21 protein-coding genes are annotated in these 20,939 nt (G+C 48.6%); 13 read left to right on the forward strand and 8 right to left on the reverse strand.

All coding sequences use genetic code 11. The annotated features are described in order from the left end of the window. Nucleotides 1-66: 66 nt before the first annotated feature. The gene (locus tag LZD49_RS28960; protein ID WP_234671416.1) at nucleotides 67-876 is read right to left on the reverse strand and encodes a helix-turn-helix domain-containing protein; all 810 of its coding nucleotides are present in this window, start codon (nucleotides 874-876) and stop codon (nucleotides 67-69) included. Nucleotides 877-1,109: 233 nt separating this feature from the next. Between LZD49_RS28960 and LZD49_RS28965 the strand changes: the two genes are divergently transcribed. The 3 genes from LZD49_RS28965 to LZD49_RS28975 all read left to right on the forward strand — a co-directional run bounded on the left by LZD49_RS28965 (nucleotide 1,110) and on the right by LZD49_RS28975 (nucleotide 4,332). After that, nucleotides 1,110-1,964: a cupin-like domain-containing protein gene (locus tag LZD49_RS28965; protein WP_234671417.1), complete on the forward strand. Its 855-nt coding sequence runs from the start codon at nucleotides 1,110-1,112 to the stop codon at nucleotides 1,962-1,964. Between the two features lie 77 nt (nucleotides 1,965-2,041). Further along, complete coding sequence (gene uvrB, locus LZD49_RS28970) at nucleotides 2,042-4,060, forward strand: excinuclease ABC subunit UvrB (protein WP_234671418.1); 2,019 nt, start codon at nucleotides 2,042-2,044, stop codon at nucleotides 4,058-4,060. 53 nt (nucleotides 4,061-4,113) lie between these two features. Continuing rightward, complete coding sequence (locus LZD49_RS28975) at nucleotides 4,114-4,332, forward strand: hypothetical protein (protein WP_234671419.1); 219 nt, start codon at nucleotides 4,114-4,116, stop codon at nucleotides 4,330-4,332. 302 nt (nucleotides 4,333-4,634) lie between these two features. On the opposite strand, the gene LZD49_RS28980 is transcribed toward LZD49_RS28975, so the two are convergent. Continuing rightward, nucleotides 4,635-5,186, reverse strand: a complete 552-nt coding sequence (locus LZD49_RS28980; protein WP_234671420.1) for a 5' nucleotidase, NT5C type — start codon at nucleotides 5,184-5,186, stop codon at nucleotides 4,635-4,637. 115 nt (nucleotides 5,187-5,301) lie between these two features. Between LZD49_RS28980 and LZD49_RS28985 the strand changes: the two genes are divergently transcribed. Beyond that, nucleotides 5,302-6,051 carry a DeoR/GlpR family DNA-binding transcription regulator gene (locus tag LZD49_RS28985; protein WP_234671421.1) on the forward strand — a complete coding sequence of 250 codons (750 nt, stop codon included), beginning with the start codon at nucleotides 5,302-5,304 and terminating at the stop codon, nucleotides 6,049-6,051. Nucleotides 6,052-6,059: 8 nt separating this feature from the next. Here LZD49_RS28985 and LZD49_RS28990 read toward each other — a convergent pair whose 3' ends face one another. The 5 genes from LZD49_RS28990 to ileS form a co-directional block, all read right to left on the reverse strand. Continuing rightward, the gene (locus tag LZD49_RS28990; protein ID WP_234671422.1) at nucleotides 6,060-6,218 is read right to left on the reverse strand and encodes a hypothetical protein; all 159 of its coding nucleotides are present in this window, start codon (nucleotides 6,216-6,218) and stop codon (nucleotides 6,060-6,062) included. Between the two features lie 96 nt (nucleotides 6,219-6,314). After that, entirely contained in the window at nucleotides 6,315-6,710 is a 396-nt protein-coding gene (locus LZD49_RS28995; protein ID WP_234671423.1) for a hypothetical protein, read from the reverse strand. Then, nucleotides 6,707-7,486 carry a 3-hydroxyacyl-CoA dehydrogenase gene (locus tag LZD49_RS29000; RefSeq protein ID WP_234671424.1) on the reverse strand — a complete coding sequence of 260 codons (780 nt, stop codon included), beginning with the start codon at nucleotides 7,484-7,486 and terminating at the stop codon, nucleotides 6,707-6,709. Before LZD49_RS29000 ends, LZD49_RS28995 begins: the two co-directional genes overlap by 4 nt. Nucleotides 7,487-7,677: 191 nt before the next feature. Beyond that, nucleotides 7,678-8,121 (reverse strand): DUF6934 family protein, encoded by a 444-nt coding sequence (locus tag LZD49_RS29005; RefSeq protein WP_409021359.1) that lies wholly within the window; start codon nucleotides 8,119-8,121, stop codon nucleotides 7,678-7,680. Then, a complete protein-coding gene (gene ileS, locus LZD49_RS29010) occupies nucleotides 8,121-11,552 on the reverse strand; it encodes an isoleucine--tRNA ligase (RefSeq protein ID WP_234671428.1) in 3,432 nt (1,143 codons plus the stop codon). The genes LZD49_RS29005 and ileS overlap by 1 nt, the downstream gene beginning before the upstream one ends. Before the next feature lie 177 nt (nucleotides 11,553-11,729). On the opposite strand from ileS, the gene can reads away from it, so the two are divergent. Together can and LZD49_RS29020 are read left to right on the forward strand one after the other, a co-directional pair. Further along, on the forward strand, nucleotides 11,730-12,359 hold the full coding sequence (gene can / locus LZD49_RS29015) for a carbonate dehydratase (protein WP_234671430.1): 630 nt from the start codon (nucleotides 11,730-11,732) through the stop codon (nucleotides 12,357-12,359). A gap of 172 nt (nucleotides 12,360-12,531) precedes the next feature. Then, nucleotides 12,532-13,689 (forward strand): PepSY domain-containing protein, encoded by a 1,158-nt coding sequence (locus tag LZD49_RS29020; RefSeq protein ID WP_234671432.1) that lies wholly within the window; start codon nucleotides 12,532-12,534, stop codon nucleotides 13,687-13,689. A gap of 74 nt (nucleotides 13,690-13,763) precedes the next feature. Here the strand turns inward: LZD49_RS29020 and LZD49_RS29025 are convergent, their stop codons facing one another. Then, entirely contained in the window at nucleotides 13,764-14,591 is an 828-nt protein-coding gene (locus tag LZD49_RS29025) for a family 16 glycosylhydrolase (protein ID WP_234671434.1), read from the reverse strand. A 186-nt stretch (nucleotides 14,592-14,777) separates the two neighbouring features. On the opposite strand from LZD49_RS29025, the gene LZD49_RS29030 reads away from it, so the two are divergent. From LZD49_RS29030 to LZD49_RS29055, 7 genes are all read left to right on the forward strand, one after another. Then, nucleotides 14,778-15,836: a bile acid:sodium symporter family protein gene (locus LZD49_RS29030; protein WP_234671436.1), complete on the forward strand. Its 1,059-nt coding sequence runs from the start codon at nucleotides 14,778-14,780 to the stop codon at nucleotides 15,834-15,836. A 3-nt stretch (nucleotides 15,837-15,839) separates the two neighbouring features. Next, entirely contained in the window at nucleotides 15,840-16,463 is a 624-nt protein-coding gene (locus LZD49_RS29035; protein WP_234671439.1) for a DUF4230 domain-containing protein, read from the forward strand. A gap of 28 nt (nucleotides 16,464-16,491) precedes the next feature. Then, nucleotides 16,492-17,868, forward strand: coding sequence for a glutamine synthetase family protein (locus tag LZD49_RS29040; protein ID WP_234671441.1), 1,377 nt, complete (start codon nucleotides 16,492-16,494; stop codon nucleotides 17,866-17,868). A 150-nt stretch (nucleotides 17,869-18,018) separates the two neighbouring features. Beyond that, nucleotides 18,019-18,792 carry a glucose 1-dehydrogenase gene (locus LZD49_RS29045; RefSeq protein WP_234671443.1) on the forward strand — a complete coding sequence of 258 codons (774 nt, stop codon included), beginning with the start codon at nucleotides 18,019-18,021 and terminating at the stop codon, nucleotides 18,790-18,792. A gap of 127 nt (nucleotides 18,793-18,919) precedes the next feature. Beyond that, nucleotides 18,920-20,305: an aldehyde dehydrogenase family protein gene (locus tag LZD49_RS29050; RefSeq protein WP_234671444.1), complete on the forward strand. Its 1,386-nt coding sequence runs from the start codon at nucleotides 18,920-18,922 to the stop codon at nucleotides 20,303-20,305. Between the two features lie 46 nt (nucleotides 20,306-20,351). Then, nucleotides 20,352-20,531 carry a hypothetical protein gene (locus LZD49_RS35860; protein WP_310590509.1) on the forward strand — a complete coding sequence of 60 codons (180 nt, stop codon included), beginning with the start codon at nucleotides 20,352-20,354 and terminating at the stop codon, nucleotides 20,529-20,531. After that, nucleotides 20,525-20,938: a Uma2 family endonuclease gene (locus tag LZD49_RS29055; protein ID WP_310590510.1), complete on the forward strand. Its 414-nt coding sequence runs from the start codon at nucleotides 20,525-20,527 to the stop codon at nucleotides 20,936-20,938. Before LZD49_RS35860 ends, LZD49_RS29055 begins: the two co-directional genes overlap by 7 nt. Nucleotide 20,939 lies beyond the last annotated feature (1 nt).

Here is a 20,939-nt window from a genome sequence, read left to right on the forward strand (position 1 = left end):
ATTTTTTGCTTTTGGTTTAAACAAAACTAGACAGGCCCCTAATCCGGAAATTGGAAAAATACGACATCATACATCCCGGTATCCCATGCCCTCGGCATTACCGGAAAAATAGGTTTTGGGATGCTCTCCCGAGAATGCCTTGAAATCGTGGATGAAATGCGACTGATCGTAATAGCCGCATTCGTAAGCGATTTCGGTAAGCGACTTGTCCTTATTACCATATTCATTGAGTGCCGAATGAAAGCGGATTATCCGGCTGAAAAGCTTCGGGCTGAAACCCGCGAAAGCCAGGAACTTTCGCTCAAATTGCCTCGTTGACAGAAAACTCTGTGCCGCAAGATCGGGGATCCTGGCAACGCCATTAGAACGTATCACGTTGCCAATAATGGAGAAAACCGCCGGCTCGTGTGTTTCATGGTTGCGGGCACAATTTCTCAGGAAATCGGAAATGATGTTGATGCGCGAAGCATGGTCGACGGCCAGCATGACCCGCTCTTCCAGTTCCGAACCGGCTTGTCCAAGGAATGTGGTAAGGTCGGGCATTTGGTTACTCAATTCCACCGCAGGTATGCCAAACAGCGCAGGAACGGCGTAAGGATAAAGATATACTCCCAAGATCCCGAAGTCCTGCCCGATCACAAACCGCCGGAACGATTGCGATTGCCCGTGAATGCCGGAGTGGAACGAAGGTTCTGATTCATTGGTTTCGAGAATTTCATCAAACCGCCCTTTGAAATGAAATATCATTTCCGCGCAGCCGTCAGCCATTGTTCGGTGGAAATACGGCTCAGAGTCCGAGAGTTCGTGTTCCAGTACCCAGAAGAAGCGGACATAGCGGGCCAGGTCGGCTGAGGGTGGTAAGGTGAAATATTTCATGGCTGGCGGTTTTTGAAAGCGCTGTCCTAAAATAGCGATTTTACTGGCAAAATAGTAAACTATATATCCTATCAATATTAAAGAGAACGTTTATTATATTCTGTGAAATTTATATTTTTGAAATCTCTTTAATACATTTGAACGGCGTACGGGCCACTTGAAAAAAGATGGTTTTGTGCCGTTGCAAAGGCGGCAATATTTTAACTAGTCGATTACCTACTCAGTTTCTTGATATGAAATTAGTGCCCATAGAAAAGCGCACCGGACTTACGCGCGAAGAATTCATTGAAAATTACTTAAAACCAAGTCGCCCGGTTGTGTTCACCGACCTGGCGAAAGATTGGCCGGCGGTTCAAAAGTGGACTTTCGACTGGCTGCGTGAAAATCACGGGAACCTCGATGTGCCTTTGGTGGATAACCATATTCATGATGCCGACAAATATTTCCAGATCGCTAAAACCATGAAGTTCGGCGATTACCTGAGCCTTATCGAAAAGGGGCCGACCGATCTCCGCATTTTCCTGTTCGATATTTTCAAGAAAATCCCCGAGCTCGCGGACGATATCCGGTTCCCGACGATCATGGATGGCTTTTTGAAGTCCTACAAATTCGTATTCTTCGGCGGGGAAGGTTCTATTACCAACCTGCATTATGATATGGACTGCTCGAACGTGTTCCTGACGCAATTCCAGACCCGTAAGCAGGTCATTTTATTCTCTCCCGAAGAAAGCCGCCGTTTGTATCACCACCCATTCACCGTCATGAGCAAGGTGAACCCGCTCAACCCGGATTATGAAAAATTCCCGGCTTTGGAAGGGGCAACAGGTTATGAAACGATCCTTCACCACGGCGAGACGATTTTTATTCCTTCGCTCTGGTGGCACTATATCCGTTATGTAGATGGTGGTTTTAGCCTGGCATTGCGTGCGAATAATTCCATTTTCACGGCCGTCCGTGGCGGTATGAACCTCGTGCGCCACACGTTCGTCGATAAAAGTATGACCAAGTTGCTCGGCCTCGATTGGCAGCACTGGAAAGAGAAAAAGGCTGTCGAGAATGCACAGCCGCTGTTGCAGAAGCAAGCATAGGGGAATCAGGGACGCATTTCAAGGAAACTAATCTATCTTTGAAATGCGTTATCCTTGTTACTGCCTTACGACTTGTTATGAACTTCGAACTCACTTCAGAATACCAGCCGACGGGCGATCAGCCGGAGGCAATCATCCAACTCATACAGGGAATAGAAGCCGGAGAACCGGCCCAGACGCTTCTGGGTGTTACGGGTTCTGGAAAGACATTTACAGTGGCCAATGTGGTGGCGAAGGTCAATAAACCCACCTTGGTTTTGAGCCATAATAAAACGCTCGCAGCCCAGCTTTACGGCGAATTCAAGCAATTTTTCCCTACCAATGCTGTCGAGTACTTTATCAGCTATTACGACTATTACCAGCCGGAGGCATTCATTTCCACCACCAATACCTACATTGAAAAGGACCTGATGATCAATCAGGAGATCGAGAAGCTGCGTTTGCACACGGTTTCGTCACTCATGAGCGGACGTCGGGATGTGATCGTGGTCGCGTCTGTGTCCTGTATCTATGGTGCGGGTAACCCTATGGAATACAAAAAGAGCATTGTCAGTGCCAAACTGGGCGATATCGTGCCGCGTAACCAGTTTTTATTCAGGCTGGTGGAAATCCTTTACAGCCGTACGGAAGTGGAATTCAACCGCGGTAATTTCCGGGTAAAGGGAGATACGGTGGATGTGTTTCCGGGATATGCTGATTTTGCATATCGGTTTATCTTTTTTGGGGATGAAATTGAGGAAATCCAGCGTATTGAGCCTGAAAGTGGCAAGAAGATTTCTTCTGAAAAAGCCATTGCCATATTTCCCGCAAACTTGTTCGTGACCGGCCGTGATGTACTGAACCAATCCATTAAGGAGATACAGGACGATTTGCAGACACAGATCAAATATTTCATTTCGGAAGGCAGGCTGGCTGAAGCGGAACGCGTGAAGGAACGGACTGAGTTTGACATGGAAATGATGCGCGAACTGGGCTACTGCTCTGGTATCGAAAACTATTCGCGTTACTTCGACCGACGCATGCCGGGCCAGCGTCCATTTTGCCTGCTGGATTATTTTCCCGAGGATTTTCTGATGGTAGTGGACGAAAGTCACGTCACAATGCCACAAATCCGCGCGATGTGGGGCGGTGACCGTTCACGGAAAGAAGCATTGGTAGAATATGGTTTCAGGCTCCCATCGGCGTTGGACAACCGACCATTGACATTCCAGGAATTCGAGGACATGACGCCGCAAACCATTTTTGTAAGCGCCACGCCTGCGGACTATGAGCTACGTAAGTCGGAAGGCGTTGTAGTTGAGCAGATTATCCGCCCTACCGGTTTGTTAGACCCTGAAATAGAGGTAAGGCCAAGTCTGAACCAGATCGATGATCTTTTGGAAGAAATCAACGAACGTACCAAGCTCGGAGATCGCACCCTGGTCACTACGTTGACCAAACGTATGGCAGAAGAGCTTAGTAAATATCTAGATCGTGTGGGTATCAAATGCCGGTACATTCACTCCGAAGTGAAGACACTGGACCGCGTGGAAATATTGCGCGAATTGCGTCTGGGTGTTTTCGACGTGCTGGTAGGTGTAAACCTCCTGCGAGAAGGCCTTGACTTGCCCGAAGTATCGCTCGTCGCCATCATGGATGCCGACAAAGAGGGCTTTTTGCGCGACACTCGCTCGATGATCCAAACGATCGGCCGCGCTGCACGTAACGACCGGGGGAAGGTAATCATGTACGCGGATACGATGACCGGCTCCATGCAGCTCGCGATCGATGAAACCAACCGTCGGCGGAGCATTCAAATGGATTATAATGTAGAGAACGGCATTACACCGAGAACGGTGCGGAAATCCAAGGAGGCTATTATGGAACAAACGTCCGTTGCCGACTCGAAAGTCCGCAAAGTGTACGTTGAGCCGGATGAAGTCCGCATCGCCGCCGATCCTGTTGTTCAATACATGGGGAAAACTGACCTGCAAAAACTTATCGCGGAAACCCAGCGAAAAATGGAGGCAGCGGCGAAAGACCTCGACTTTTTGGAAGCGGCGAGGTTGCGGGATGAGTTGCTGCAATTGAAGGCCCGGGTGCAGGAGCAGGGGTGATTGCGAAATGCGGATAATGTTTTTAAATTTATCAAAAGTTTATCAACCAGCTCATGGTCAGAACACTGATTACGCCGGAAAACACTAACATCTCATTGGAAGTGCCAGCCTCTTTCGTTGGAAAGCAGGTCGAGGTGATTGCGTTCACGGTTAATGATTTTGTTGAAGAGCGCATTGAGCAGGATAAAACCTTGACACACTATGCCAGCCAGAAAACGCTCGAAAAAGACTGGCTGACGGAAGAAGAAGATGAAGCATGGCAAAATTTATAAAGGGCGAAGTTGTAGTCATTCCCTTTCCATTCTCTGACCTGTCTGGTTCCAAAAGACGTCCGGCTCTGGTGCTGGCCGATTTACCAGGGGATGATCTGCTGCTATGCCAGATCACATCGCAAACTCTAAGGATATTCACTCAGTACCGTTGTTAGCAGCAGATTTTTTGACCGGCTCGCTGCCTGTGAACAGCTTTATCCGCCCGACTCGTCTGTTTACCGCCGATAAAAATATAGTTCTTCGGAAAGCTGGCCTGATTAAGGTAAAGACTATTAATGATGTTACTCAGACGATCATTAAGCTTATTCAGTGACTTGCTGTGGTTCTGCCAAGCGCTCTAGCAATTCCAAAGCCTCTTCCCAATTATTTACCCGCGTATGCCTGTCGATTCCCCTGTTATGCCCTGCTGTAAATAGAATAGGCTTGCCTTTATGGAAATCCAGGTTTTTGAAGTGATCGTCGATCAGGTAGTCGGTATTTATGACGCTCTTGTCGCCGCAGAAGATGATGTTCCTCCAATGGATGGACGGGAAATGCTCGGCTAGCCAGTCGTATTTCTCGGGCAGCGAATTCGGGAACTCCATAGCGGCCGACACAATGTATACCTCATAATTTTCCTGCAATTTGATTATGGCCTCCTGCGAGCCGGGGATGACGGGTGCATTGCGGAAAAATCCCGGTTTGTAAATCAGGTTTCGTGCGGCTAACGGATCCGGAAAGGCCTGGTCTTCGGGAATGCCGTGCATAGCCTCTTTCGTAATCCTTATCCCGAAAGCGTCTGCGTACCAGTTGATCCAGTTAGCTTCAATGTCGACGATGACATTGTCCATATCCACTGCAATCGATTTTTTCATGATTTGGTAAATTAGTACTTGCAATTATTTGCAACAAATGTACGGTATGCGTGCAATATTTTGCAATATTAAATTTAAAATGTTTGTTAAATTTGCATCCATAATCGGGGTTACTATGTTAAAAGAAGAACGGTTTCAAATCATACTGGATCAGCTAGGGCACGAGCAAAAGGTATATCTGGGGCATCTGAGTACACTTTTGAATGTGTCGGAGGATACGGTCAGAAGGGATATCAAGGAACTGGCTGACCAGGGATTATTGAAATCGGTGAGGGGAGGTGCAGTACCACATTCACCTGGGCCGCACCATTTTCGTGACCGAATGACATATGATAACGAGCAAAAGCTGATAATTGCAAAAAAGGCATTGCAATTTCTTAAAAACGGCCAGGTCGTCATTTTCGACGGCGGTACATCGGCTTTGCTGATTGCCCAAATGCTTCCGAAAGACCTGGAATTGACTGTAATCACCAACAGTTTCCCGATTGCTTCGATCCTGGAAGAACATGAGCATGTAGAGGTACTCTTTGCCGGCGGCCGCTTGTTAAAAAATTCCTTTGTAACAATCGGCAACGACGCCATGCAGTTCTTTAAAAAATTCAGGGCTGACATCTGTTTGCTCGGCATTTGCAGTATTCATGCCGATCTGGGAGTAACCGGACCGGATTTCGAGGAAAGTGAAGTCAAAAGAACTATAATTGAATCTTCGAAAGAGGTGATCGCCCTCGCAACGACAGAAAAACTGGGCACGGCCGAAGCCTATTATGTTTGTCCGACCGATCGGCTTGCAACGATCATCACCGATCAGCCGGACGACAATGAGGAATTCAAAATCTACAAGGATATGGGTATTCGGATGGTATAACCCGGTGCCTAATCGTGCTCATTTTGTTCAACTTGCTCTATTTTGAAAATAGTATCATCCAAAGTCTTTGTTTCCTTGTTGAGCGCATTGGAAAAGCCCAACATAAACGAAAGGGCTAATCGCAGCATCCATTTTTTTAGATGCAGGAGAATGGGTTTGATTTCCATGATTTTCTGAAAAAGTAATGAGTCATGGCCGGCACGGACGTGTGCAGGCGGAAACGATGCGCTGTGAGGTTGAGTGAACCTTTTGCGATCAGATTTTCAGGAATAGAAATCGATAGGATCTTCGGAGGAGAGAGATCTGCTTTTGAAATGAAGGTGATTGACGCTCTGCCGGACCATTAATGGCTTCGGACTATTGGTCACGAGGCGGGAAGCAATCGAAAGGCGGACTTTTAGAATTTCGAAAATTGCCGATTGATAGTTTTTGAAATCGTAAAAACTACTGACATTGCTAACCGTAGAGGTAGCAAAATGCGTGATTTGAGGAATTCGTGCACAACTTGCAAGCGTTCTACGCTGACTAACCAGCTCAACCCGGTTCGTTCTGCTAACGCCGACTTCGTTGAAATGCAGAAATCCTGTTGAAAGGACGACCAGAAATAGCCACTTCAATAAGATATTGTGATGTCGTATTTCAGAATTAGTCTTCATCATTTCGGTGCCATGCGTATTGCTCCATCCAAACGGATCACTTCCCCGTTTAGCATGGGATTTTCAATAATCGATTTGGCCAACAATGCATATTCAGAAGGCTTTCCAAGACGGGAGGGGAACGGAATTTGCTGTCCCAGCGAAATGCGTGCATCTTCGGGCAAGCCCATTAAAAGTGGTGTTTCAAAAAGCCCCGGCGCAATGGCCATCACACGAATGCCCGATTTTGCCAAATCACGCGCAACGGGAAGCGTCATACTCACGATCCCACCCTTACTGGCCGCATAAGCTACCTGGCCCATTTGCCCATCATAAGCAGCCACAGAAGCCGTATTAATGATCACGCCGCGTTCACCTTCCTCATTCGGTTCATTCTTCTCCATCGCAAAAGCAGCCAAACGCATCACATTGAATGTGCCGATCAGATTAATGCGGATAGTTTTTTCAAAAAGCTCAAAAGAATGCGGGCCGTAGATGCCGTCTGCTTTACCAATGATCTTACGTGCCGGAGCGATGCCTGCACAGTTGATTAGGATTTGAATGCTGCCGAAGGTTTGCAATGCAATATCTATCGCATTCTGGACTTCGCTTTCGCTCGTGACGTCGGTTTTAATGAATTTAAGCTCGTCGGAAAATTCGTTTTCGAGCGCTTGCCCGGCTGCTTCATTTAGATCCAGGACGACAACTTTGGCTCCCTGACTTGCGAATAGCCGCGCAGTCGCTTCTCCAAGGCCGGAGGCGCCGCCGGTGATGAGGGCAGTGGAGGTTTGGAGGTGCATAGGACGTTATTTCCTGTGCAGATTTTCAGGAACGGGATATTTTTCAAGAGTCTTACGAGCTCTCTCTGTTTTATCCAATACAATTTGAGGTATCGGAAGATTGTCCAGATGGGGGTTGTAAGTGATATTGTCGGTTTTCCCTGACTTTTTATCTAAGACTTTCATATTTCTGGAAGACTGTTTTTATAAAGTTAAGGCTTTTTCTCAGCCAAAAAACCTTCAAAATTAACATTCGGTTCAAATGGAAACCATTGATCGTCTTGAAGGCCGCTAATTAACAGATCCGACTGTTCAGGATAATAAATCTTTGAAATAGCAATTTGATACAACCGGGTTCTGGCAGGCGTGCTTCCTTCAAAATAGATTTTCTTACCAGGATTTGAACCAAGAAATTGATGAATGGCGGAGATTGCGGTAACAAGGACTTCGGGCATGTCCCCATTGTCAGTTACGGATAAGTCGTCATAACTTCCCGTTGCTTTATCGTAATCAACCAGAGATAAGTTATAGGTATCAATTGTCAAAGGCGTAAAGAATATGACCTTTTCGAAAACACCACGCTTCCCGATACTTTGGAACTGGAAGCGGGTGTTTTCTTCGTTGCTTTCGGTCTGATATGCCTTATACTGCCCCATCAGCCAACCACCTCGATCTTCACCTTCAGCAAAAATTCATCCATCTCGATCTCGGTCGCTTCTCCATTAAGGTCGCCGACGAGGTTGAGGTCCAGGGCTTGTACTTCCTGGCAGATGTAGTCTTTGTTGGCGATTACTGCGCTGGCGAGCAGGCCGTCGTTGTTTTGTAAAGTAATACGGATTTTGTCGGTTACTTCAAAACCGCTGTCTTTACGCAGGTTCTGCACGCGATTCACGAAATCGCGGGCGATACCTTCCAGACGGAGGTCTTCGGTAACGGTAATGTCTAGAGCAACGGTGAGGCCGCCTTCGCTGGCTACCAACCATCCGGGAACGTCTTCGGCAATGATTTCCACGTCGGTCAATGCGATCTCGATCGGGCCGCTCGCGGCAGTTAATGCAATGGTGCTATTGATTTCGATTTCGCGGATCTGATCTTCGGTCATCGCAGAAATAGCTGCCGCTACCTCTTTCATCTTCGGTCCGAATTTAGGGCCGAGGGTTTTGAAGTTGGGCTTGATTTTCTTTTTCAGAATGCCGCTATCATCGTGTACAAATTCGATATTTTTCACATTCACCTCGCTGAGGATGATGTAAGCCACTTGCTCGATCTGACGTTTGGTTTTATCGCTTAAAACCGGGATCAGGATTTTGGACAATGGCTGACGAACTTTCAGCTTATGCCCTTTCCGGATGGAGTGAACCAGCGAACTGATTTTTTGTGCCAGTTCCATCGCCTCTTCCAGATCAATATCCACCACTTCCGCTTCGATTTTTGGCCAGTAAGTCAAATGCACCGATTCGTATTTGAATGGCGCATTATGCCGGATCGATGCTTCGCGGTCGCTGTCCGTCAGGTTTTTATATAGCCATTCACCAAAGAAAGGTGCGATCGGCGACATCAATTGGGAAACGGTTACCAGGCAGTGGTGCAAAGTTTCGTAAGCTGCGGCTTTGTCGTCTGTCAAACCGGTTCCCTGCTCCGCCGATGGGTTCCAGAAACGGCGACGGTTCAGGCGGATGTACCAGTTCGAAAGCTGGTCGGTCACGAAATCCTGAACGAGACGGCCTGCTTTGGTCGGGTTGTAGTCGTCGAACTGCTCGCCGACCTCTTTGATCAATGTATTCAGTTTCGAAAGGATCCATCGGTCGAGCTCAGTGCGTTTTTCGATGGGCACAGAATTCGCTTCATGGAACTCATAACCATCCAGATTCGCGTATAATGCGAAGAAGTTATACGTGTTCACCAGGGTTCCGAAGAACTTGCGCTGCACTTCGCCGATCCCGTCAATATTGAATTTCAGGTTATCCCAGGGCTCCGCATTGGTGATCATGTACCAGCGCGTCGCGTCCGGTCCGTATTGGGCCAGGGTCGAAAACGGGTCAACAGCATTGCCGAGGCGTTTCGACATTTTGTTGCCATTCTTGTCAAGTACCAGGCCAGTCGATACCACATTCTTGAAAGCAACTGAATCGAACAGCATTCCCGCAATGGCGTGCAGGGTGAAGAACCAGCCACGGGTTTGATCTACACCTTCCGAAATAAAGTCGGCCGGATAGGCTTTGTCGAAGATTTCCTGGTTTTCAAACGGATAATGCCATTGCGCATACGGCATCGCGCCCGAATCGAACCAAACGTCGATCAGATCCGGTTCGCGGTGCATGATATGGCCGGTTTTGCCTACCAATACTACATCATCCACGTACGGACGGTGCAGGTCATAGTCACCATGTTCGAGTTTTTGAAGGTAATCCGAGTTGTGCAATGCCTGCTCGCGGGTCAAATGGCCGGAGATAATGGCTTCTTCCAACAAGTCTTTCAGTTCTTCGATCGAACCGACGCATACTTCATCACCATAATCATTCCGCCAGATCGGCAGCGGCGTTCCCCAGTAGCGCGAGCGGGACAGGTTCCAGTCCACAAGGTTTTCGAGCCAATTTCCAAAGCGGCCGGTACCAGTGCTTTCGGGTTTCCAGTTGATGGTCTTGTTCAGTTCTACCAAACGGTCTTTCACCGCCGTGGTGCGGATAAACCAGCTATCGAGCGGATAATAAAGCACCGGCTTGTCGGTACGCCAGCAATGTGGGTACGGGTGTTCGTATTTTTCAACTTTGAATGCCTTGCCTTCTTCTTTCAGTTTAATGGCAATAAGCACGTCGGTAGGACGGAATTCAGGATCGTCCTGTTCAGCCTGGGAGTAATATTCAGGTTTTACAAAACGGCCTGCATAATCCGTGATCTCTTTTACAAAACGGCCCTGGCGGTCGACAATAGGTACTTCTTTGCCATTTTCGTCCTTCACCATAATAGCCGGAATGCCGTTCGCCTGTGCAACCCGGAAGTCGTCCGCGCCAAAGGTAGGGGAGGTGTGCACCACACCGGTACCGTCTTCGGTAGTCACGAAGTCGCCGAGGATTACCCGGAATGCGGGCGTTTCCGGCTGGATATAGGGCAAAAGTTGCTCATATTCGATGCCTTCAAGGGCTTTACCTTTGAATTCTTTCAAGATTGTCCATGGCAATATTTTTTTGTCGCTGACCGCATAGCTTTCGAAATCGCCGTCGTGGCCTTTTTCGGAGAAATATTTGCCTACCAGATCCTTCGCAAGCACAACTGCAACAGGCTCGTGTGTGTAAGGATTAAAGGTTTTAACCAAAACATAATCAATATTGCCGCCCACCGTCAATGCTGAGTTGGCAGGAAGCGTCCAAGGCGTAGTGGTCCAGGCGAGGATGCGAATATCGAGGTCTGCCGAATCGGTAAGTACCTCCCATTTTGCAGCATCTTTCACCTTGAACATCGCTACAATAGTCGTGTCCTTCACGTCCTTGTACGTGCCGGGCATGTTCAACTCGTGTGACGACAGACCTGTTCCGGCAGCCGGAGAATAGGGTTGGATCGTGTAGCCTTTATAAAGCAAACCTTTGTCGTACAGCTTTTTGAGCAGGTTCCAGAGGCTTTCGATGTATTCACTTTTATAAGTAATATAAGCATCATCGAGATCGACCCAGTAACCCATTTTCTCCGTCAGGTCATTCCATTGGTCGGTGAATTTCATCACCGTCTGGCGGCATTTCTCGTTATAATCCGCTACCGAAATTTTCTTCCCGATATCGTCCTTAATAATGCCCAATTCCTTTTCAACCTGCAATTCAACCGGGAGGCCGTGTGTATCCCAGCCTCCTTTACGCTTCACCTGGAAGCCTTGCAGCGTTTTATACCGACAGAAAATATCCTTAATCGCCCGGGCCATTACGTGGTGGATACCCGGCGTTCCGTTGGCCGACGGCGGTCCTTCGTAAAAAGTAAATGAAGGTGCGCCTTCGCGGGTTTCAACCGACGCTTCAAAGATCTGCTTGTCTTTCCAGAATTTCAGTACCTCGTCCCCGATTTGAGGGTAACTCAGATTTTTATATTCGTTGTATTTCATATGCGTGGTTGGCTCCGGCATTTGCCGTGGCCGGTCAATGTAAATAGCACTATTTATAACCCTCTCCGGATTTTAAGAGTGCAAAATTACGGATTTTTTTCCGCTAAAAGGGTGCGTGCTTTTGAATGAATCTGAGAGAGATTGTATTATTTTGGTACTTCAACTTTCAATCACAAAATGGAACTTATCAACACCCTATTGACAGCCAATAAATCGTGGGCAGCCAAACAGCTCGAAGTGGACGAAAAGTATTTTGATAACCTCGCCAAGGACCAAAAGCCGGATTTTCTCTGGATCGGATGCTCCGACAGCCGTGTTCCCGCCGAAGACCTGACTGGCTCGCAACCAGGTGAAATGTTCGTCCATCGCAACGTGGCAAATCTTGTCGTGCATACGGATATGAATATGCTTAGCGTGTTGCAATATGCCGTGGAGGTGTTGAAAGTGCGGCATATACTTGTAGTAGGGCATTACCAGTGCGGTGGCGTAAAGGCATCGATGATGCACAAAGATCTCGGCCTGATCAACCGCTGGCTGCATAATATTAAGGACGTGTATGACAAGTACTCGACCGAACTGGACGCTATCGAGGACGAAAAAACGCGTTTCGACCGACTCGTAGAACTGAATGTGATCCAGCAGGTGCATAACCTCGCCCAAACAAGCATTGTACAAGGCGCATGGCACAAGGGGCAGGAGGTGCATTTGCACGGTTGGGTGTTCGGCCTGCACGACGGGCTTTTAAAAACCCTCGCGCATATGCCACCAAGCACCAAGGTCGAAGGGATTTACCGCTACGACTTCTGAACAGAGCCAAGCCTGCCTCGCGCAGGCTTTTTTTGCGGGAGGAAGGGAGGATGGAGGAAGGGAGTAAGGGAGTCCTCCTTTCCTCCATCCTCCCTTCCTTTGGTGGTTCGAGTCGTTCGTCCTATATTCGTATTCTTAATTGAGTCTAAATAAGATAATAGCGACGAAATCGATGAAAAAACTGATTGGAAAACTGCATCTGTACCTTGGGCTTGTCTCGGGCATTATGGTGTTCATCATTTCCATCACGGGGTGTATCCTGGCATTTGAGCAGGAAATCAAAGCTATTACGCAACCCTACATGTTTGTAAAAGGCCCGACGGGCGGGAAGGTATTGACACCCTCGGAACTGGGAGCGATCGCCAGAAAAGCTCTTCCCAACAAAGTGGCGAAAGGCGTTCTTTACGACACGCCCGACCGTAATGCACAGGTCGGTTTTTACAACATCGATCCTGAATATTATTACGTCGCCTACATCAACCAATACACAGGGAAAGTAGAACATATCTGGAACGAGGATGACGATTTCTTCCATTTTATCCTTCACGGACATTATTATCTCTGGTTGCCCGAGAAAATCGGTCAGCCGGTAACTGCTTCGGCGACGCTGGTTTTCTTTTTCATGATGATCAGCGGAATGGTGCTTTGGTGGCCCAAAAACAAGTCTGCAGCCAAGCAGCGCTTTTCGATCAAATGGAACGCGGCCTGGCGGCGTAAGAACTACGATCTGCATAATGTGCTGGGCTTTTACATCCTGTCTATCGGCGTGATTCTGGCCGTTACCGGCCTGGTTTGGGGGTTTCAATGGTTTTCGCAAGGCTTGTACACCGTTACGGGTGGTAAGGGCTCGGATATGTATTATAACCCGACTTCGGATACTGTGTCAACGGCGCAGGTAACCGGCCCGATGCAAGCTGTGGATAAAGCCTGGTTTCAATTACAAAAAGAATATCCTAAATATTCGACGCTGAACATTTCCTTCCCAACTGAAAAAGCAGAATCGATTTTCTCGTACGTCAATTTCCGGGAAGGCACTTATTATAATGTCGACTATAACTATTTCGATCAATATTCGGTCAAAAAGATCGAAGCGACAGGGCCTTACAGCGGCAAATACAGCGAGGCAAACTTCGCCCAGACCTTGCGGCGGATGAACTACGATATCCACACCGGTGCGATTCTTGGCTTACCGGGCAAAATGCTCGTATTCTTTGCCAGCCTGATCTGCGCATCATTGCCCGTCACCGGTTTTGTAATCTGGTGGGGCAGAAGAAAGAAAGCGCCGAAAAAGATCAGAAAGAGCGTTCCGGCTATGAAAACGGCCATCTGATAGGGTCGCCCAGACGGGGTCGCCCAGACGGGGTCGCCTAGACGGGGTCGCCCAGATCACGTCATCGGCATGCATTACTGTTTTTGGTAAATTCTTACATAATCCACTTCAAAGCGGGCGGGGAAATCAGTTTTGGACAAATCGCCGCCATTATCGCCTCCTAATGCAAGTCCCAGGAGAATGTAATGCGGCTGCTTGAATGGGGTAATTTCCTTGTTTTTAGCATTAATGGCCGTTGCCTGGTCTTGTGACGTAAGCAGCAAGTCGTCCACATACAGTTTGATGGAATTTTCGTCCCAGTCCATCCGCCAGACGTGAAATTTGGATGACCAGTCCGGGTCGTTGAAGGTGTTGATTTGTTTTTTAACCGAATTCCAAATGGGTTTGTAGCGTTCGCTGGAACCCCAGGCGAGGTTGGCGAGTAGCATTCCCCTGTAAAATTCCATGATGTCGATTTCCCCATTGTCGGGCCATTCGCCCTTTTCACCCAGCGTCCAGAATGCCGGCCAAAGGCCCGAGCGCATATCGATCTTCGCGCGCATTTCGAAACGGCCGTATTGAAAGCTCTTCTTGCCGCGGGTAATGATACTTGCGGAGGTGTATTCGGCATATTCGCGATTTTCCTTCCAATTTTGGCTGCCTGCCACATATTTAGGATTCTTAATCCGCTCCTTTTTGGCTTCGATAATCAGATATCCACCTTTGCAATAGGCATTTTCTCCCTGGTACCATTGGTCTTCATGGTTTCTGGTAAACCCCTTTTCCGGTTGCCAGACATTCGGGTCAGGAGCGCCATCATAGTCGAATTCGTCGGCCCAGGCGAGCTTGTACTGTGCCGTCGCGGGTGCCAGCGTGGTCAGTGTGAATAGAATTATGAGGAGCAATTTGTCAGGAGTTGTCATGAGGTAGTCATTGATGGTTCTTGATGCTAGCCGAAAAAGTGATACCGACCGCTCATTTACCCAAAACACTAAGTTGAAAAGAATTGACACTATTAATCGCCTAGCCGGGTTTTATTTCTGACAGTTTTCCATTCTTTTGCAAAGGGTAGCATACCACAGTTACAATGGTTGCCCACGATTTTTGATATGAATAAATTTATTGATACAGCAAAAAAAGCGGGCCTCGATGGTTTCATGCTTGCATTGCTCAGTATGATCGTGCTGGCTTGGCTCTGGCCAACGCCCGGGATGCAGGACAGTCCGCTGCATCTCTCAACGGTTTCGACTTATGCCGTTTCCGTGATATTCTTCTTTTACGGTCTTCGCCTGAGTCCCGAAAAACTGAAAGCGGGGCTCGTGAACTGGCGGCTGCACGTGATGGTGCATTTATCCACTTTTGTACTTTTCCCTGTGCTGGCGCTTGCATTCAAGCCGCTTTTCCACGCCGGTGAAGGACAAACGATGTGGCTGGCGATATTCTTCCTGACCGTATTGCCATCGACCGTTTCGTCGTCGGTAGTGATGGTTTCCATTGCCCGCGGCAATGTTCCGGCGGCGATATTCAATGCCAGTATTTCGAGCCTGATCGGCGTTTTTATCACGCCGTTGTGGATGGGGCTTGTGCTCGATTCGGGTTCAGGGCATTCCATCCCGGGGCATTCCAGCCCGGAGCAATCCAGCCCGGAGCATTTTGATCTGCTCTCGGTAGTCGGAAAACTAGCGATGCAAGTATTACTTCCGGTATTCGCCGGGATTGCACTCAACCGCCGTTGGGGGCATTTCGCGGAGCGGTATAAAAAGTACATCCGCTACTTCGACCAGTCATCGATTTTGCTGATCGTGTACACTTCTTTTTGCGAATCTTTCGGGGAACACCTCTTCGATTCGCTTGGAATAAAAGAAATCGTATTTTTAGGGATAGGAATGCTCGCGCTTTTTTTCGGGATCTATTTCCTGCTGACATTCATCAGTGGTTTGCTGCATTTCAACCGGGAGGACAAGGTGACGGCTGTGTTTTGCGGTTCTAAAAAGTCCCTGGTACAAGGCGCGGTGATGTCGAAAGTGTTGTTTGCAGGCCCGGAAGCGGGGTTGATGCTGCTTCCGATTATGCTCTATCATGCATTGCAACTGATCGCGGCAAGCATTATTGCACAGCGGATGGCCCGGGGAAGCGAAACAGCGGAGGATTTTGTACTTAAAAAATAATGTATGCGTCTGATATCGTGGCTGGTGCGGCTGGTCGTGTTGATTTTACTTTTAGCTGGGATTAATGCTTTGTGGTCGGGGTTCCGTACCGGTAGCTGGTTGCCCGAATGGCTTGGCGGGGAAGACAAGATAGAGGCGATGCACACTGTAGTTTTGCAGGAAATTACTTCCATGGGCAAACTGGAAGTGGTTAAATACAATTTCAAGGATGTGGTAGAGCAGGAAATTGTGAAAATGTGGCTGCCTAATGCCAAAGCGATCCTGATAGTACAGGGAGAGGCGATTGGTTGCGTGGACCTGGCCAAAATCTCCATGGAAGATATCAGTTCCGACGAGGCAACATTGGTGATCAATATGCCGGAGCCGGAGCTTTGTGTTTTTAAAATAGATCACAGTAAATCAAAAGTTTACAATACCGAATACGCATTTGCCGACGAGGCCAAATTAGTGCAGGAGGCTTATAAGCAAGCCGAAAACCAAATCCGGCAATCGGCCCTCGATATGGGGATTCTGGATCAAACCAAAGTAAATGCCCAAAAGATACTGACGCCTTTGCTGGAAAAGGCTTCCGGCAAAAAAGTGGTGATCAAGTTTCCGATGAACGCCAAAGTAGATAAGTTGCGATAATATCAATGCGCTAAACCAACGCTTTCTGATGAGTAAAAAAGGATTTCTGACGCTGGATGAACTTTCGGGCAAGATTGGGGAGGGAGAGATCGAAACCATTGTCGTTGCATTTACTGACCATTATGGCCGTTTGATGGGCAAGCGTGTGGACGCGGACTTTTTCCTCGATTCGGTTTCCGGATCGGGCACGCACGGTTGCAATTACCTGCTCACGACCGACATGCCCATGAACCCCGTGCCCGGTTACAATTATGCCAACTGGGAGCTCGGTTATGGCGATTTCCACATGGTGCCCGACCTCGCCACCTTGCGTATCGCCGACTGGCTGGAAAAAACAGCCATCATCATCTGCGACGTCCATAACGACAAATCGCACCAACTCGAATCCATTGCACCAAGATCAATATTAAAAAAGCAGCTTACCACACTCGCCGGCGACGGGCTCGAATGCTTCGCCGCTTCTGAATTGGAATATTACCTGCTGGAAAACAGCTATAAACAGGCATTTCAGCAAAACTATCAGAACCTCAGTCCGGCCGGATATTACCTGGAAGATTACCACATTATGCAAGGCACGCGGAATGAGAAGTTTACCTCGGCGGTGCGCCGGCATTTGAAAAACTCAGGTATTGCAGTGGAGACATCGAAGGGCGAATGGGGATTAGGACAGCATGAGTTGAACGTAAAATATGCTGACGTACTCTCGATGGCCGATAACCATGTCGTCTACAAGCAATGCCTGAAAGAAGTGGCGGATGCTATGGGTATTTCGGTAACCTTCATGGCCAAGTTTGCAACGGATCAGGCCGGTTCAAGCAGCCATATTCACATGAGTTTGTGGAACGACGGAAAGAATGTCTTCGACGGCGAGCAGCAATTCGGGCCGGTGAAAGGCTCCGACATTTTCCGCTGGTTCCTCGGCGGCTGGATCAAACATGTGACGGATGTAATGCCATTCTACGCACCAACTGTCAATTCATACAAGCGTTTCGTCGACGGCTCCTGGGCGCCTACGCGGCTTGCATGGAGCTACGATAACCGCACAGCAGGTTTCCGGGTGGTGGGCAGCGGGCCAAGCCTCAGGATCGAATGCCGTATTCCTGGTGCGGATTGCAATCCTTATCTCGCATTCGCGGCATCGCTGGCCTCGGGACTTGCAGGTATTAAGAACCGCATCGAACCGCCCGAATGCTTTATCGGCGACATTTACGCCGCCGCGCATCTGCCCCGCGTACCTTATACACTCGCGGAATCTATCACGCTCTTTGAAAACAGCCCGTTTGCGAAACAAGCATTCGGCGCGGAAGTCGTGGAGCATTATACGCATTTTTTCAAAAGCGAGCAGCGGGCATACGATATGTCTGTGACTGACTGGGAGCGCAAGCGGTATTTTGAACAGATTTGATTTGAAAAGTTTGGCGTTGTTGGATAGACAGGAGGCTTCTATGGAGCCTATTTGACCGAATGGCCTAAAAAGGATATTTTACCGTAATGAATCGATTTGTTCTGAGTACCATTAAACTCAATTACTATTTTTAATATCAACCAATCAACCATGCGCTTAGAAAACAAAGTCGCGCTTATTACCGGTGGGAGCGGCGGCATTGGCCGCGAAACCGCCATTCTGTTTGCCAAGGAAGGAGCTAAAATTGTCGTAACCGATGTGAATGACGAGGGCGGTCAGGAAACTGCTGATGAAATTGTCAAAAGCGGTGGCGAAGCCTATTTTTTGCATTCAGATGTTTCCAAAGCGGCTGATTGCGAGGCTGCTGTGGCATTCGCCGAGGAGAAGTTCGAGAAGCTGAATATCATTTTCAATAATGCCGGCATCATGCACAGCGATGACGACAATGCGGTCACCACTGAGGAGGCGATCTGGGACCTGACGATGAACATCAATGCCAAAGGTGTGTTCCTGGGCTGCAAATATGGCATACCGGCATTGCAACGCGCAGGCGGCGGGTCTATTATCAATACTGCCTCGTTTGTGGCGATTTTGGGTGCTGCAACGCCGCAAGTGGCTTATACGGCCAGCAAAGGTGCCGTTCTTGCACTTACGCGTGAACTCGCCGTCATCCATGCACGCGAGAACATCCGCGTGAATGCATTATGCCCCGGCCCGCTGCGTACCGAGCTGTTGATGAAGTTTTTGAATACCGAAGAAAAGAAACAGCGCCGCCTGGTACACATCCCGATGGGCCGTTTCGGTGAAGCCAAAGAAATGGCCTACGCCGCATTGTTCCTGGCCTCCGACGAAGCGTCATTCGTAACCGGTACCGACTTCCTCGTCGACGGCGGTATCACTTCTGCTTATGTAACTCCTGTTTAAATGGGAGGAAGGAGGTTGGAGAAAAGGGAGGAGGGAAAAAGGATTTCGTTTAAGATTTTTTCTCCCTCCTTTCCCCCTTCCTACCATTGTTCCTTCTTCCCTTCTCTCCCTTTCTCCTTTCAAAAAAATGATTCAAAAAACAATAAGCCCGATCGATGGCTCCGTGTACGTGGAGCGCGAGCTGGCGACCGCGGCGGCTGTGGAGGCTGCATTGGAAAAGGCGGTATCCGCGCAAAAGGAATGGAAGAAAACGACGCTGGCCGAACGCGAGGCGATATGCCGGAAGGCTGTTGAATACTTTCTGAATAACGCCGATGAGATCGGCCTTGAGCTGACCTGGCAAATGGGCCGACCGGTGCGTTACACGGCTAATGAGATCCGGCGGGGGTTTCAGGAAAGGGCTAATTATATGATCTCGGTGGCGGAAAAGGCATTAGCCGATGTAGAGGTCGATGAAATTCCGGGATTTAAGAGATTCGTGAAAAGAGACCCGCTGGGCGTGGTGTTTGTCGTTGCTCCGTGGAATTACCCTTATCTGACATCCGTCAACTCGGTAATACCGGCAATCATGTCGGGTAATGCAGTGATTTTAAAGCATGCGCAGCAAACACCGCTTTGCGCGGAGCGTTATGCGGCGGCATTTGAGTATGCAGGCTTGCCTGAGGGTGTGTTCCAATACCTGCATTTGAGCCACGATCAGGTGGCGCAGGTGATTGGTGACACACGCGTAGACTATGTCGCGTTCACGGGTTCTGTGGAAGGCGGTCATGCGGTTCAGAAAGCTATTAATGAGCGTTTTATTATTGGTGGGCTCGAACTCGGCGGAAAAGACCCCGCTTACGTACGTCCGGACGCCAACCTGGCCGATGCGGTCGAAAACCTCGTCGATGGTTCATTTTTTAACTCCGGACAGTCGTGCTGTGGAGTAGAGCGCATTTACGTGCATCAGGATGTCTATGAAGAGTTTGTAAAAGGATTTGAACAGCTGACTAAAACCTACGTCCTCGGAGATCCGCGTGATCCTGAAACCACGCTCGGGCCAATGGTCAGGACGTCAGCTGCTAGTTTTGCCCAAAAGCAGATCGACGAGGCAGTTGCACAAGGCGCCACCGCGTTAATCGACCCCGCATTGTTTCCTTCGCATCAATCAGGGACACCTTACCTTGCACCGCAGGTACTCGTGAATGTAACGCATTCCATGGAGATTATGACCGAAGAGACCTTCGCTCCGGTAGTGGGTATTATGCCTGTTGCGAGCGATGAGGAGGCCATTCGCCTGATGAACGACAGCCAATACGGCCTCACGGCGTCTATCTGGACATCTGATGTGGACGCTGCATTGCAAATCGGCGAACAGGTTGAAACCGGCACGTGGTTTATGAACCGTTGCGATTACCTCGATCCGGCATTGGCCTGGACCGGCGTCAAGAATTCGGGTCGTGGTTGTACATTGTCTGTTGTGGGGTATGAGGCGTTGACACGGCCTAAGTCTTTTCATTTGAAAATAGGGTAACTTCGTTTTACAGGCTATCCTTCATATCAAACCAGGCAATTGAATCATGAACAGCATTGACACACTGGACTTGAACGGTACGTATACCTACGCCGACTATCTGAAATGGCAGTTTGAAGAACGCCTCGAGTTGATCAAGGGAAAGATCTTCAAAATGTTACCCGCACCGGCAACCCGGCATCAAAGAATTTCCGGATTGCTTTTGCCGAAATATGGCAGTTGCTGAAAAACAGGGAATGTCAGGTTTTTGCTGCGCCGTTCGATGTAAGGCTACCTAGATTTGATGCGAGAGGCGACAAGGAGATTTTTACCGTCGTACAGCCGGACGTTTCCGTGATTTGCGACGCTACGAAAGTTGATGAGAAAGGTTGTATTGGCGCACCCGACTGGGTCATTGAAATACTTTCTCCGGGTAATACGGGGAAGGAAATGAATGAGAAGTTTGATGTATATGAAGAGTCGGGTGTGAAGGAATACTGGTTGGTAGAACCCAATGATGAAGTAGTGTTGGTATATGTGTTGCATGAAGGGAAGTACATCGGATTGAAACCATTTACGGTAGGTCAGGCTTTGACGTCGGTCACATTGCCCGAATTTACCGTAGAACTGAACCAGCTTTTCGATAAAAAGTAAC

It is taken from the genome of Dyadobacter sp. CY261, assembly GCF_021440085.1.
GTDB lineage: Bacteria > Bacteroidota > Bacteroidia > Cytophagales > Spirosomataceae > Dyadobacter.